We start from the raw sequence: 13,912 nt of genomic DNA, 5'->3' as shown, positions 1-13,912 counted from the left end.
GAGAAGGGAGCTCAGCATGAACCACAGCAGCACCACCACCACCACGACGTCGTCCATCTCGTCGGAGTCGCCGGTCTCACCGCCGGTCCCCGAACATCGCTGGATGAGCGTTGTCTTCCTGCAGGGCGACGAAGCCGATCGCGTGCTCGACATGATCGACAGGAGCGGTCCCCAGCGGGTAATCCGTCACCTGTCGCAATGGGACTTCGGCGATGAGACCCGAGACTCCGCCCTCGTCAACGGCTACGTGTACAACGAGGTTCCCCAGAGTCCGACCGACGGCGTCGTCCACGACGACAACGCCGTGTACGCGCTGACGTACAACCGCCAGTTCGGCTACGTCTCCCTCTTGCGCACCTTCACACCGCAGGCGGAGGACGCGGACCGCCCAACATCACCGCAGACTCCGTGGTTCGCACTCGCCGGGCGTGCCACCGCGCCGCGTCGACGCGGCCTCACGCTCTGATCCGACCCGTGTGGTGCGAGCTGCCGATCACCGGCCAAACTCCCCCATCCGCCATCACGAGGAAGGAGCGACGATGACTCCACATCTCACGGACGAACAGATCGCTCGTGTTGTGCTTGCCGCAGTCTCAGAACCAGGAGACGGGGTCACGGGCACGTTGCTCCGCTCGCTGGGCGCGTCCGAAACAGTCCGATTGATCAAGACGCGAGAGCCGGTGCCCGACGCGATCGACAACACCGACGGGGCCCTATGGCGAGACCGATTGCGTGCACGACTGCGGGATGCCGACGTCGATCGGGTGCTCGCCGACACGGAGCGACGTGGCTTCACCATCCTCACTCCAGGCGATTCGCGGTGGCCGACTGAGCTCAGGGAGCTCGGCATCCACGAACCCATCGCTCTCTGGATCGCCGGCAATTGCAGTGTACTTGCAGCGCATACGCCACGGCGGGTCGCGATCGTCGGTGCGCGCGCCGCGACCAGCTACGGCGAGCATGTCGCAACTGAGCTTGCGAGCGAGCTCGCGGGCAGCGGAGTGAGCCTCGTCTCGGGCGGTGCGTACGGCATCGACGGTGCCGCACACCGCGCCGCGATAAGCGCACACCCGGCAGCCACCGTCGCGGTTCTCGCTGGAGGGCTCGACCGTCCGTATCCGGCCGGCAACGCGAGTCTGTTCGACCGCATCGTTGAGAGCTGCGGCGCCCTAATCAGTGAGCTACCTCCTGGCGCGGCACCGACTAAGTGGCGTTTCATTCAACGCAACCGGCTATTGGCCACCCTCGCCGGGGCGACCGTCGTCGTTGAAGCTGGCTCGCGTTCGAGCCCACACGCTCGGACGACCTGTCGGTGCAGTGCCCGGCCCGGTCACGAGCGCCGCGAGCACAGGATGCCACCGACTCTTGCGCGAGCGCATCGCAACCGTCGTCACCAACGCCAACGAGATCCGTGAGCTGCTCGAGTCAACGGCACCGAATCCTCGGCGCGCGTTCGATCACTCGCCGCAGTTCACCCGCTGCCGACGAGCGACAGGTCTTGCGCTCTGAGAGCACAAGGTGAGTCCAGGAGCGCGGTCAGCGCGCGGACCTCTGTTCGCACGTGCATCTTAAAAGTAAGATGAAGGGATGTTGAGCGATGTGCATGGGCCACGGAAATTGGATCGCCGCCGTCAGTTTTCGGTGCCGCGGGCACTGCTGGCGGCTGCGGGGATCGCGGTGCCTGGCCGGGTGAGCTTCGAACGAACGCAAGGGCGAGTGGTGTTGCGGGCTGCGCGGGCGGAGGATGAGGCTTTCCGGATGATGTCCGCGCAGGCGCAGGTGATCGCGCCGTCGTGGGTGGTGTCGGAGCTTGGCGCTGCGGCGGGTGATCCCCTGTATGTGCGCCGGCATGATGACGCGGTAGAACTGCTCCCCGCAGGGCGGGTTAGGGTCGAGGGGATGGAGAACGCATGAGCTTGGACGTGTCGCTCAGCGCACCTCTCCACCGTGACCTCGACGCACCGTGGGCGGGACCGGCCGGCAGGCAAGCCGCAGTCGCAGCGATCACGGCGCAGTTGTTCCCGGGCGCGGCAGGACTGCCGTTGACGACCTTTTGCCGGGCGCATGTGCACCCGGTCGTGGTGTGGGACCGCAGGGTGCTCGCGAACCGTCTGCACGCGTCGGTCGCACCGGCGACCTCACCGGACGCGGTCAGTCGGCTGATCTACCTGGATGTCGAGTCCCCGTTGCGGGCCGCCGGGATGATCGGTGTGGGCCGTCCGACCGCGGTCCGAAGGTCGCTGAAACCATTGCGTTCGCTGTGCCGAACAGTTGCCGCGTTCGCCCAGTTCCCGGCTCGCTCGCCGCTCGTGGTCGAGGAGTTCGATGCCCAGGGAACCGCCCTGGTCGTCAGTGGCGGCGATGGTGTCGTCGTTTATGCCCCTGGCGATCCAGGCCCGATGTCCGGCGCCGCGCTGAGTCCCCTGTGGCGGCGCGTGTACGAGGAGCGGCTCTTCGACTGGGCGCTGCGGTCCAACGCACTCCCGGTCGCGTTCAGCGCGGAACGACGGCCTTCACCCACGCGTTGAGCGAGCTGGGCGCGTCCCAGTGCGCATCCTCCATCTGCAGGGCGATGTCCATGTGCATCATCTGCGCGCTTACTGCTCGCGACCGGAACGAGACGAGGCGGTCTTCGCGGGGACCGTCGAGCACTTCGCGAGCTGCGGCTGCGATGCTGCCGATGCTGTGCGCGAACGCGGCGTGATCACCCACCCGGTCGAATACCGGATCGCCCTGGCAGATCTCGCAGAAGCACCAGAAGTAGTCGGCGGGCATCTGCGCGGCCACCAGCGGCAACCGCTCGAGGTGGTGGTAGGACATCAGCCGCGGCACATATACGGACACGACGCGGCCGCCGCGACCTCCGCCGCCCCCGGTGGAGGTCCAGATGTGTCGCAGCGAGCTGGCGGTTCCGACCGCGCCGAAGATGGCACCGCCGGCGACCGCGCCGACAGCGGACAGGTCCGAGCGCAGCAGCGCGATCGGGACCGGCGCGGTGAGGACCGTGAGCAGACCCGCAACAGCAGCCGCGGACCCGAACGGGTCGGTGGTGTGACCGACAGCGAGGGCGACAGGAATCCCAGCAGTGGTGATGGCGGCGAGCAGGTCCGCGGCGCGGTTCTTCAGGATGAGGTAGTCGATAGGCAGCACCGCCATCACCGGGCCGCGGGCGCGGGCGGCGAGCTGTGCTGCGCCGGCGAGCAGGCCGTAGACGTCGTCGAAGCGTTCCAGGCTGAGGTAGCCGCTGTCGGTGAGCGCGATCGGTACGCCGTGGTCGAGCTGCCACGTCACCCAGTCCGCGTTGAGGGGTTCGGCGGCGGTCTTGCGGTTCTTTCCGGCGTAGCGGTTCGCGTCGAACAGGATGCGGGACTGGTCGCCGGCGACTTCACGGTGTCGGGTGAGCAGCCGGTCCGCGGCGGCGGTGAGGTTGCCTTTGCCGATCGTGTAGACGGTGTTGAGGGTGCTGCTGCCGCTGAATGCGGCGACGCGCCGCACATCGGTGTGCGGCGCGTGGATGAGGATGGCATTGTCGATGCCCCCCAGAACCCGGGTCTGGGGCTCATGGCGGCGGGGCGTCGGCGTAGTCAGGTCGAGGTCAGTCATGAAGTGGTGCTCCCATCGTGAGCGGGACGAGCGCCTCGGGTTGCGGGTTCTCGCCGAGGTAGTGGTGACGGAAGGCCGATTCGGTCATCCTGGCGAGGTCGGCGATATCGGCGATCGAGAGATTGCGGACGTGCTGGTGGATGTCCAGGATCTGGGAGATCGTGGTGGGGGTCTCGGCTGCGACGTCTCCGGGCTCGCTCTTGCGCCAGCCGAGCTGGCCCAGACGCATGTTGAACTCGCGATACTGCCGGTCGGTGATCTGATCGAGGTCGAAGGCGCGGCGGATCAATGCCGAGATCGACAGTCCCCACTTTTCCTTCAGCTGCAGCAGGCGCCGGAAATCCCCGGTGCGCAGCCCCTCCAGGTCGGGGCGGATGGTGACGGCGGGGGCGAGCAGTTCGCTCGCGAACGCGTTCGCCTGCGCTTCCTGCTGCGGCCCGGGCGCATCGTGCATCAGCAGGTGACCGAGCTCGTGGGCAATCGTGAAACGCTGCCGGTCGGCGGGCAGGCCTTCGCTGACCAGCATCATCGGGAACCGTGACCGGTCCTCGGGCCACGTCGACACTGCATCCTGCCCGGGGGTGGACAGCGGGCGTCGAACCACGATGATCCCCGCGGACTCGACCACGCCGACCAAGTTGGGCAGCGGACCATCGCCCAGCCCCCACCGTTCCCGCAACCGCTTCGCAACCACACCCGCGTCGCCGTCCAGATCGATCGGGTCTCGCTGCAGAGAGCGCTGCGGCTGCGGGTCCAGCCCCGTGAGCAAGCCCTCCAGCGACAGTCGGGTGAGGTGGGTGACGGCTTCGACACGGCGCATCGTGCGCACGGTCATCGTGCTTGACCGACGACGGTGATGCAGGCAGCTGATCGACAGGCCGGTAACCGAGGGATCTGCGCGCAGAAGGCCCGGCGGGCAATCGAGCGCGTCCGCAAGGGCGTCGATGCGCTCGTCGGTCAGCTCGAGGCTGTGGGACTCCAGGCGCGAAACGACGGCCTGCGACATGTGGGCCTCCTTCGCCAACTCCGTCTGATTCCACCCGCGCGCCTCGCGCAGCAGCGCGATGATCGAGACCGTCGCATCCGCCATCTCTCACCTCCGCAAGTGAGAATAGCATACGCAGGTTTTGCCAGGTAGTTGCGCCACGCGTTTCGCCGAGCGCGCAATGGCGATTCGCGTCGTCGGAACCGTGCTCAACGCCTTGCCAGCGTGGTGTGCTTCCGTCCGATCGGAGAGACCAACCTGCTCGCAGCCGCCGGTATCTGACTCGCCACCATTGCCACCCTCGTCCTCACTGTCTACTGGCGAAGACTCGCTCACGGAGTGTCGAGGTGCGCTCGAGCATTGGCAATATTCTTCAACCATGGGTGCAGTCAAAGACTTCTTGATTCCGCACCTTGCGCCGCTCGCGACGCCGTATCTATTCGTCGGAGCTGGACTCTCACGCCGGTACGCGGCGCTCCCCTCGTGGTCCGAGCTGCTGCGCTTGTTTGCGGACAAGACAGGCCAGCCCTACGAGTTCTACCTGTCGGCGGCGGACGGCGACCTGCCCTTGGCAGCAACCAAGATCGCCGAGGCGTTTCACGGTGTCTGGTTCAGCGCCCCCGAGTACGAGGACAGTCGCACGACGTGGCAGTCGAAGGTGGTCGACCAGGCTGGCCCGCTGAAGATCGAGATCGCGAAGCTCCTCGAGGAGCGCGTGGCGGCGATGACGATTCCGCAGACCCTTGAGGGCGAGTGGGAGCTGCTTAAGGCCGCGACCGTCGACGGCATCGTGACGACGAACTACGACCGCGTCCTGGCCGAGGCCTTCCCTTCTTACCTCGAATACGTCGGGCAGGACGGCATGCTGTTCTCGGACACCCAGGGCATCGCCGAAACCTACGCGATCCACGGTTCGACGCGCGACCCAATGTCGCTGGTGCTTACGCAGTCCGATTACGAAAGATTTGACGCCCGAAACGCTTACCTCGCGGCGAAGCTGATCACGATCTTCGTGGAGCACCCGGTGGTGTTCCTCGGATACAGCTTCAATGACGCTAACGTTCAGCGGATGCTGACTGCCATCGTGCAGGGACTCGAGAACCACAGTATTGACAAGTTGCGCGACCGACTTATCTTTGTCGAGTGGCGCGCCGACGGCGACGCCACGGTTGAAGTGACTGACGTCAACATCAGCGGCCACCTGCTGCCGATCACTCGCATCAGGACGCCGGACTGGACCGAGGTCTTCGAGGCCCTGGGCTCCCGGAAGCACGCGCTCCCCGCTCGGACTCTGCGTGTCCTGAAAGAGCAGGTCTACGAGATCGTCAAGTCCAACGATCCGAAGGACCGGCTCTTCGCCTACGCCGACATTGACTCAGCCAAGGCGGAGGACATCTCGATTGTCTTCGGCGTGGGTGCGAAGATCGCGGCGACTGGAATCGTTGGCATGAATCGAAGCGACATCATCGCTGATGTTCTCGAAAACCCTCCTGGTGGGCTTCCTGCCGACGACATCCTTCAGTTGCACATCTCGAAGATTCCGAGCAACTGGTGGTACCCCGTCTTCAAGTATCTGCGTGAAGCCGGGCATCTGGACGCCGGCGGCAACATCATCGACGAGACGGTACTGCCATCTCAGGTGGTCAAGCTCGCCCAGCGGAACCGGACCGAGGTAATCACCAAGTTCCGCTACCGCCGCCGCTCCACGATAGCCGCGTTGGAGGCTAAGCACGACTGGCGTTGGATGTTCCTGAACTTCCTGGAAGTGCCGTCTCACATCGAACTCGCGAGCGACCTGCGCTCCTACCTGATAGACAACGCCGGAAAGCTGGAAACCGAACCCGCCTACTGGCAGAGCTACTACTCGAAGGGCGTCGTGGCGTACGACTACATTCGCTACGCGCTGGGGTGGAAGTAGTCCCTCGGGTGATCAAAGATCGCGAACGCGCGATTCGGCTGTCAGACCTGCTCGCCGTGCTCCAACGGTCTTGATCTGTCGTCGAGGATCCCGCGGACGCTGCCGTTCATGTAGCTGGCGAACTGGTCCCAGCGCGATCTAGCCGGTCCTCGAGCGCACAGTAGCGAAGACCTCGACAGTCGCCATTGCGGCGACCGCGACGACGCTTGCATGACCGGTGCACACGGATGCGCGGTGAGCGGATGGCGCTCGAAGCTTTCAAACGGAAAGGCGGCCGCTCGCGGCTGGACGTCGTGGCCTTAGCCCACCGACATCGATTCGTCTGTAGCCGCATCGCGATTGCGCCGCTCAAACGCTCGCACCCGCAAGAGCCGCCCGACCGTGATCGGCCCGTTTACCACGAACTTGAGCGCGTTCCACAGGCACACCAACACGAGCAGGTTGATCCATCCCGGCGCACCGCCGGCGACCCGCTGCGCGAGGCCGGCGGCGATCACGAGGTAAACGACGGCGAGGAGCATCACGGGGACGCCCCACTTGAGTCCGCGGCGGGTGTGCGTGGCGCGGATCAGGATGTTCGTCGGCATCGTCCGCTGGAAGAAGGCGTAGATGCGACTCACGAAGACGATCAGCAGTTGGAACATCGACCATGCCTCTCCTTCAGGCGTGGGGCTTGCGGTTGCGCTCAGGGTACGCCCGCGTCGCGCGAGCGGGTAGGACCGTCGGTCACAGGCTGTGGACAGACCGACTGCGGTTGGGCGCTTGTCGCGGCTGTGCAGGAGCGTCGGCTCGCGACAGCCTGATCGCGCGATCCCGCGCCACGGCTGCGGTCGCGGCATCCATCCGCTGGTTTGGCGAGGCGGCAGGCGCACCAAGTGCGTCATCCTCGAACACGCCGTACCGGTCTCGGTAGGCAGCGACGATGTGCGCATGGCGACGCCAAACATCCGCGCGCACCGGGTCGGCCGGCATGTGCCCGAGCGAACTGATCCACATCGCGCCCGACGCCAGAGCGGAGTCGACGAGCGCCGCCGCGCGCTCCTCGATCAGAAGTGCGCGTTCATCGAGCGCGCGCCGCATCTCGGCATCCATCTCCCCCATCGCCGCGGGAATGAGACCGGCGATCATCCGGCGTCCACTCCCCCGCGAGCTGCCGCTCGATGGCTGAGCGAGGACACGCTCGAGGCGCTCGTGGAGCACAGCCGCGGCATCCTGCGCGTCTTCGAATCCGCGCGAAGCGGCGAGCCGAGCGAGAAGGGAATCGACGTCGTATCCGAGCGCTTCGGCGCGCCGGAGACCCGCGGTGAGGACACCGAATGCGTCCGACGTGATCGTTGCATCGGCCACTTCGGCGGGCAGTCCGCACGCGTACACGAGGTTCGTCCACCGTGGCCGCTGGGCGGACGACGCGATCGTGTCGTACTCGGCCGCGAGCTGCGCGATCGATCCCCAGCTCTCCTGCTCGGCGACGATCGTCTCATGCGCCGACAGCTCGGCGCCGACGTGCCCGAGCACGCCCGCGAGGATGTCGCGGGCCGTGGCATTCGGACGCTCCCCTGGATGTCGAGCGGAGTGATTGTCGTCGGGGCGCGACACGACCACGTACGCGGTGTTCGACGCTCTCCCCCGCGTCATCGCGACGTACAGGTTCTCGCGCGTTGTTCCTGGCTCGATGACGGCGTGGGCGGTGTCGGCCGTGATCCCTTGCGCCCGATAGGCGGTCACGGCGTAGCCGAGGTTCTGTAAACGCACCTACCTCTCGATGAGAGCTAGGAAGGCGGTGGCTGAGATGAGCCACGATCAGCAGGAACGAACCGCAGGCAATGAGCCGAACGACCAGGCGACGGCGCAGGCGTCGCCGTCGTTGCGGGCGGTGGTGTATGTGCGGATCAGTGATGATCCCGAGGGCACCGAGCGCGGTGTTGACCGGCAGGAAGCTGACTGCCGGGCGTATGCGGCAGCGCACGGGTGGGAAGTCGCCCAGGTGTACCGGGAGAACGACACGTCGGCGTTCAAGCAGCGCACGATCACACTCCCGACGGGTGAGCGGGTGCGGCGCGTGGTGCGCCCGGAGTTCCGCGCGATGTTGAAGCACCTCAGCGAGCAGCGCGCCGGGGTGATGATCGCCTACGACCTGGATCGGGCGGTGCGCGACCCGAGAGACTTGGAAGACCTGATCGACGCCAAGGTACTCAACGGCTTCAGCGTCCGCTCCGTGACCGGCTCGCTGAGGTTGGATACGGATTCTGATGTGGCGATGGCGCGGGTGCTGGTCGCGATGGCGAACAAGTCCTCAGCCGACACCGCCCGCCGTGTCGCTCGGGCGGCGAAGCAGCAGGCCATCGAGGGCACTTGGCATGGTGGGCAGGTGCCGTTCGGCTACCGCGCCGAGAACCACACGCTCGTGATCGACCCCGAGGCTGCCGAGTTGGTGCGGGAAGCCGCGCGGCGGGTGCTGGCCGGAGAGACGTTGTACCGGATTCTCACCGACTGGAACCGGCGGGGTATCCGTACGACGCACGGGTGCCGGTGGTCGGATCGGACACTCAAACTGGTGCTGCGCAACCCCTCGATCAAGGGGGTACGGGAGTATCGACCGTTGTTGCCGGACGGCACCCGGTCGAAAACCTCCCTGATGCAGACGACCGCCGCGTGGCCCGCGATCTTGGACGAGGACACCTGGCAGCAGGTCTCCGATGTGCTCGATGCCCGCAAGCAGGCCCGAAACTTCCATCAGCCCGGCAGTGGGGCGGCGAAACGGCTGTATCCGTTCTCGGGTCTGATCCGCTGCTCGACCTGCGGACGCGCCATGCTGCATCGCGGCCAGGTGTATCAGTGTGTGCAACAGGTGCCGGGCGGGTGCAACCGCTCGATCCGTTCCGGCGACCTCACCAAACTCGTGGAGGAAGCCGTGCTCGCGACGTTCGAGCAGATCACCCTCAACCCCGCCAAGCGCCAGTCTCCGGGCGCGGATCAGGCCGCACGAGTGGGGCTTGCCGCGACGCTCGATGCCGACCGGGAACGCCTCGCCCGGCTCGATGATGACTACTACGACGGGTTGATCGACAAGTCGATGTGGGTGCGGCAACGCTCACGGATCGCCGAACGCATCGAACGCACCCGCCGCGAGTACGCCGCCACGGTGCCGGAGCACACTGGCCCGTCGATTGATATGACGACCGTCGCACAGGAGTGGGCCGACCGTACCCCGATGTGGCAGCACCAGGCCGCCAGTCTCGTCCTTGAAGCCGTCCTCGTTCACGCCCTGCCCAGGGGGATGAACGGCGCGACACCGGCGAGGCGGCGCAATGAGACCGTCGAAGCGTTTCATGCCCGCCGTGAGGTGTACCGGGCGGGGATTCTCGCACATCGGGTCGAGTTCGTCTGGCGCGCCTAACGCCCCCGCGCCTTCGGCAGGCCGCAGAGGGCTTGCAGTTGCTCACGCACCCGTGGGTCAGCGATGACCGGAGGCAGGCCCTGCGCTGCGCGGCTCTCCCGCGCGAGGCGTGCGCCGAGTGGTTCGGGGGCATCGGTCGAGGCTGGTTCGGGCGTGGTTGTGGTGGTCTGCGTCGAGGTATCCATGTAGACAGGTACGACAGGCAAACCACAACATCTAGTTGTACGGGGTCAGGACGTTGGTTGCAGTCGGCTGATCGGGGGGTTGCCTCCGAGGGCTGAGTGGCGTCGTCCAGTGTTGTAGTGCTCGAGCCAGGGGTCAAGTGCTGCGGTGCGGTCGTCGTTCGAGGTGAACGGTTGCCGGTAGGCCCATTCGGTTTGCAGGGTCCGGTTGAACCTCTCCACCTTGCCGTTCTGCCACGGGCAGTGCGGTTTGATGAACTTCTGCCGGATGCCGTGCGCGCCGCAGACGCCGCGCAGCGACCATCGGTAGGCCCAGGCGTTGTCGGTGATCAGCCGCTCGATGCGGGGGATGCCGTGCGCGGCGAAGTAGCCGATGGCGCGTTCGAGGAACGCGGCGCAGGTCGGGCCCTTCTCGTCGGGGAGGACCTCGGAGTATGCGAGCCGGGAGTGGTCGTCGACGACGGAGTGCACGTAGTCGTAGCCGACGACGGTCTGTTTCCGGGCGGCTGTGGAGCCCATCGCTCTGCCGTGCGCCTTCCACCCGCCGCCGTCGGGGATGCGACCGAGCTTCTTCACGTCCATGTGCACCAGCTCGCCGGGCTGCTCGCGTTCATAGCGGACCGCTGTGGTCTTCGACGCGCGGATCCGCTCCCCGGTCATCGGGTCCAGATCGACCAGACGAGGCAGCCCGGACCGGGCGATGATGCGCGACACCGTCCGCGCCGGCACCCCGGTGCGGGCCGCGACCTCGTCACGGCCGACTCGTTCCTTCTTCCGGATCGCGACCACCGCCGCGGCCCTGGCATCGGGGGTGCGGTTGGCGACGTGGTGAGGCCGCGAGGAGCGATCGTAGAGACCGGCTTCACCCTCGGCGCGGTAGCGGTCCAGCCACCGCTTCACGCAGCGTCGGGACACGCCCATTGCCGCGGCGATATGCGCCTGCTTCCACCCGGCACCGGCACGATGGACGATGAGCAGCCTGCCGTGCACGGTCAAGCGGGCATTACGGTGGGACACGAGAACCTCCGAGTTCGTGAAGACGTCAGACATCTCCACTAAGCCCGGAGGTTCTCCCCTTTCACAAGACCGGAAACGCCACCAACCTCATGGCCGGGTACATCTAGTACCTGGCATCGAGTTGAGGTACTATATGCAGACTTATCCACAGGGAGCTACCTGCGACCGACCCCAAACGGGGTATGTCACGGGGGTGCCGATTCGGTACCCTCGTGAACCGGCTCAACGGTGCCGCAAATTTTGCGGCACCGTTCGCGCCCGTGACGGCCAGCCGAGCGGAGCGAAAGCGCAGGTCCGACGGTGGTGGCGATTCGACACCACCGTGAACGGTCGCGGTGAGGTCGCAGCGGATGCGGCTTGGTTCGCGGGGGCAACGGCGAAACTCCTGGTCGGACGGTGGTGCCAATTTGCCACCACCGTCACGAGAACCACAACGAGCAGCACAGCGGGCCGAGGTCGCAGGCTGGACGGTGTGGGAAATTTTCCCCGACCGTCGCCCCGCGAGTGTGGTGCCGCCGATTCGACGGAACCACCCCGGCCGGGAGTAAAAGCCCTGGTCGCACGGTTCCGGCAATTTGCCGGAACCGTCACCCCCACCCCGACATGCAGGCGCGCCGGAGCGTATCGCGGTCGCGTGGTGGCGGTGCTCATCGTCGGGTTCCTCCGGTCGTGTGGGCAGGTGTCAGTAGGTAGGTGCGCACCCGTTCCCACGGGAGTCGTCGGCGCGTGCGGTGGCGATGCCGACGCCCGGCCCCGCCCGGCTCGCGGACGGTGGGCCGTAGCGCCGGTACTCGATGGGGGTCACGCCCATGTAGCGGCGGAAGATGCGCGAGGCTTGCCCGCAGTGGTGGCACCAGCCGACCCGTTCGGTGATCGTGCCGATGAGCAGATCGGTTTCGCGGATCAGGCGCGCCATCTCCTGTACGCGCAGGATCGACAGGTACACCGGCGGCGTCACCCCGAACGAGTCCTTGAACACCCGATTGAGCTGACTCGGCGACAGGCAGGCGTGCGCGTCCAGTTCGGTGAGCGGCCACTGCCTGGCGATGTTGCTCTGCATGAGCGCCGCCGTGCGCATAATCTCGCGGCGCACCGGCTTGAACTCCCGCCACCGGGGAGGCGCGACCCGCACGGCCCGCTGCCGAGAGGTCAGCGGCGGCACCTCCACCGGCGCGTGACGAACCAGCGGCGCGATGGCGGCGAGCACCGTGAACAGCAGCGCATACGCACGGAAGTAGCCGCGCGGCGATTGGTCTTCGCCGGTGAGTGTGGCGAGTTCATCGAGGATCGGCCCGAGCCGTTCGGCCTGCGATTCTCCGACGCGCAGCACCTGCACCGGATCGGGATACAGGTGAGTTGCGAGGTCGCGTGCGGCTTCGCCGTCCGCGAGCACGTCGAGGTGCTGCCAGAACAACTGCTCGACCAGTAATCGGTATCCACTGCCACTGTCCTCACCGTGACGGTGCCCTCGGGTTCGTACCCGAACTCGACGTTCGGGGCGACCAGCACCACATCACCCACCGACGCCGACCCGCCCGCATCGGCATCGGCATCGGCATCGGTGAGGATGATCGAGCCGTCGCGCACGACCACGAAGCGCACACAGTCATAGGCGGTCGCCGCCAATATGCGACGGTGACGGATGCTGGTGACATAGACGCAACTCCACGGCTCGACCGGCTGCACTATCGCGGGGTGCGGCGACTGCGGCGTCCTTGTAGGCTCATGACCGGTCGGCGTGGTCGCCGGGCGTTCGAGTAGCAGCGACATGACGACCTCCCTTCTCTGACCACCCCCGAGCAACCAGGGGGAAGAACCGGCCTACCAAGCACCGGCGGTCGCGGCGAAGCAGGAGACGAGCAGGCCGGGCGTTTCCCGGTCACTCCGGCACTTTGCCGGGCAGCGCGACCGGCTCGGTCATGGGAGGTCGGTCATGAGCGGGCGCATGTCTCGGTAGCGGCTCGGTGTCACTCCGGTGTGCGCTGTGGATGCTTCTACCGCGCGCGACCGGCTCCGCCACCCCACCCGCTGCCCGGTGGCGGTGACGGTGATGTTCGTCTCGCGTAGGAGCCGCGCCATCTCTTGCACGCGGAGCATCACCAGGTAGGCGGTCGGGGTCTTCCCGAACGTGTCCGTGAACACGCGCACCAGGTGCTTCGGAGAGAGCCGCACCAGGGCTGCCAGTTCCGCGAGCGTCCACGGGTGCGTGATCCGGCTGTGCAGCGCGTCGCGCACCAGCATCGCCTCACGACGCAACGGTTCAGGCACCCGACTTCGAGCGGAGAACGGGCGAGCGCGGGCACGTTGCAGCCGGGTCAGCCGCACCGTCGAGACGCGGATGCACGGCGCGATCACATCGGTGATGAGGAACCAGAGCGCCTGCATCCGATGGAACCGTTCCAGGTACTTGCCCTCGACGGTGAGGGCGACCAGCTCGTCCAGCCACGGCAACAACCGCCCGGCTCGATCCCGGCCCAGGTGCAGTACCTGGGCAGGTTCGGTGTACACCTTTCCCGCGAAGTCGTGGGCGTCGAGGCGGTCGTGCAAGATCGCGGAGTGTTGCCAGAAGAACTGATCCAGCGCCATGTCGGTGTCGATGTAGACCGTCGTATAGGTGACCCGCCCCTCGGGTTCGACGCCGAACAGCACGCTCGGCCCCAGCAGCACCGCGTCGCCAAAGCTGACGGGTTGCTGTCCGAACTCGCTGAACACGATGGCCGTGCCGTCACGGATCACAACGAGCCGGACAACGTTGTACGCCGCCAGGCCCACAGGTCGATGCGTCGTCCGTGTCCGAGCCGACAACGGCG

13 protein-coding genes and 1 pseudogene are annotated in these 13,912 nt (G+C 66.6%); 7 read left to right on the top strand and 7 right to left on the bottom strand.

All coding sequences use genetic code 11. From position 1 onward, the window contains the following. Nucleotides 1–103: 103 nt before the first annotated feature. From MHO01S_RS00335 to MHO01S_RS00325, 5 genes and pseudogenes are all read left to right on the top strand, one after another. A complete protein-coding gene (locus MHO01S_RS00335) occupies nucleotides 104–466 on the top strand; it encodes a hypothetical protein (protein ID WP_157553714.1) in 363 nt (120 codons plus the stop codon). Nucleotides 467–539: 73 nt separating this feature from the next. Further along, nucleotides 540–1,226 (top strand): annotated as a pseudogene (locus MHO01S_RS16180) (DNA-processing protein DprA); the annotation flags it as partial. Next, entirely contained in the window at nucleotides 1,177–1,509 is a 333-nt protein-coding gene (locus MHO01S_RS17050; RefSeq protein WP_503826001.1) for a DNA-processing protein DprA, read from the top strand. The pseudogene MHO01S_RS16180 and the gene MHO01S_RS17050, both read left to right, overlap by 50 nt. 78 nt (nucleotides 1,510–1,587) lie before the next feature. After that, nucleotides 1,588–1,914 carry a hypothetical protein gene (locus MHO01S_RS16415; RefSeq protein ID WP_157553713.1) on the top strand — a complete coding sequence of 109 codons (327 nt, stop codon included), beginning with the start codon at nucleotides 1,588–1,590 and terminating at the stop codon, nucleotides 1,912–1,914. Next, nucleotides 1,911–2,528 carry a hypothetical protein gene (locus MHO01S_RS00325; protein WP_061781698.1) on the top strand — a complete coding sequence of 206 codons (618 nt, stop codon included), beginning with the start codon at nucleotides 1,911–1,913 and terminating at the stop codon, nucleotides 2,526–2,528. The genes MHO01S_RS16415 and MHO01S_RS00325 overlap by 4 nt, the downstream gene beginning before the upstream one ends. Here MHO01S_RS00325 and MHO01S_RS00320 read toward each other — a convergent pair. After that, nucleotides 2,494–3,603, bottom strand: coding sequence for a hypothetical protein (locus MHO01S_RS00320; RefSeq protein ID WP_060958815.1), 1,110 nt, complete (start codon nucleotides 3,601–3,603; stop codon nucleotides 2,494–2,496). The two genes, MHO01S_RS00325 and MHO01S_RS00320, sit on opposite strands and share 35 nt — an antisense overlap. Continuing rightward, nucleotides 3,596–4,693, bottom strand: coding sequence for a helix-turn-helix domain-containing protein (locus MHO01S_RS00315; protein ID WP_060958816.1), 1,098 nt, complete (start codon nucleotides 4,691–4,693; stop codon nucleotides 3,596–3,598). The genes MHO01S_RS00320 and MHO01S_RS00315 overlap by 8 nt, the downstream gene beginning before the upstream one ends. A 274-nt stretch (nucleotides 4,694–4,967) precedes the next feature. On the opposite strand from MHO01S_RS00315, the gene MHO01S_RS00310 reads away from it, so the two are divergent. After that, entirely contained in the window at nucleotides 4,968–6,506 is a 1,539-nt protein-coding gene (locus MHO01S_RS00310) for an SIR2 family protein (RefSeq protein WP_060958817.1), read from the top strand. Between the two features lie 299 nt (nucleotides 6,507–6,805). On the opposite strand, the gene MHO01S_RS00305 is transcribed toward MHO01S_RS00310, so the two are convergent. Together MHO01S_RS00305 and MHO01S_RS00300 are read right to left on the bottom strand one after the other, a co-directional pair. Continuing rightward, complete coding sequence (locus MHO01S_RS00305; RefSeq protein ID WP_060958818.1) at nucleotides 6,806–7,150, bottom strand: hypothetical protein; 345 nt, start codon at nucleotides 7,148–7,150, stop codon at nucleotides 6,806–6,808. Between the two features lie 82 nt (nucleotides 7,151–7,232). Continuing rightward, nucleotides 7,233–8,258 (bottom strand): helicase C-terminal domain-containing protein, encoded by a 1,026-nt coding sequence (locus MHO01S_RS00300; RefSeq protein ID WP_060958819.1) that lies wholly within the window; start codon nucleotides 8,256–8,258, stop codon nucleotides 7,233–7,235. 37 nt (nucleotides 8,259–8,295) lie between these two features. On the opposite strand from MHO01S_RS00300, the gene MHO01S_RS00295 reads away from it, so the two are divergent. Then, on the top strand, nucleotides 8,296–9,903 hold the full coding sequence (locus tag MHO01S_RS00295) for a recombinase family protein (RefSeq protein WP_024476692.1): 1,608 nt from the start codon (nucleotides 8,296–8,298) through the stop codon (nucleotides 9,901–9,903). A gap of 230 nt (nucleotides 9,904–10,133) precedes the next feature. Here MHO01S_RS00295 and MHO01S_RS00290 read toward each other — a convergent pair whose 3' ends face one another. The 3 genes from MHO01S_RS00290 to MHO01S_RS00280 all read right to left on the bottom strand — a co-directional run bounded on the left by MHO01S_RS00290 (nucleotide 10,134) and on the right by MHO01S_RS00280 (nucleotide 13,874). Next, nucleotides 10,134–11,102 (bottom strand): IS481 family transposase, encoded by a 969-nt coding sequence (locus MHO01S_RS00290; RefSeq protein WP_101852925.1) that lies wholly within the window; start codon nucleotides 11,100–11,102, stop codon nucleotides 10,134–10,136. Between the two features lie 682 nt (nucleotides 11,103–11,784). Further along, a complete protein-coding gene (locus MHO01S_RS00285) occupies nucleotides 11,785–12,495 on the bottom strand; it encodes a helix-turn-helix transcriptional regulator (protein WP_157553712.1) in 711 nt (236 codons plus the stop codon). Nucleotides 12,496–13,019: 524 nt separating this feature from the next. Continuing rightward, complete coding sequence (locus MHO01S_RS00280) at nucleotides 13,020–13,874, bottom strand: helix-turn-helix transcriptional regulator (RefSeq protein WP_024476689.1); 855 nt, start codon at nucleotides 13,872–13,874, stop codon at nucleotides 13,020–13,022. Nucleotides 13,875–13,912 lie beyond the last annotated feature (38 nt).

It is taken from the genome of Microbacterium hominis NBRC 15708 (genome assembly GCF_001592125.1).
In the GTDB taxonomy this organism is placed as follows: Bacteria; Actinomycetota; Actinomycetes; order Actinomycetales; family Microbacteriaceae; genus Microbacterium; species Microbacterium hominis.
This window is presented reverse-complemented; position numbering and strand designations above follow the sequence as displayed.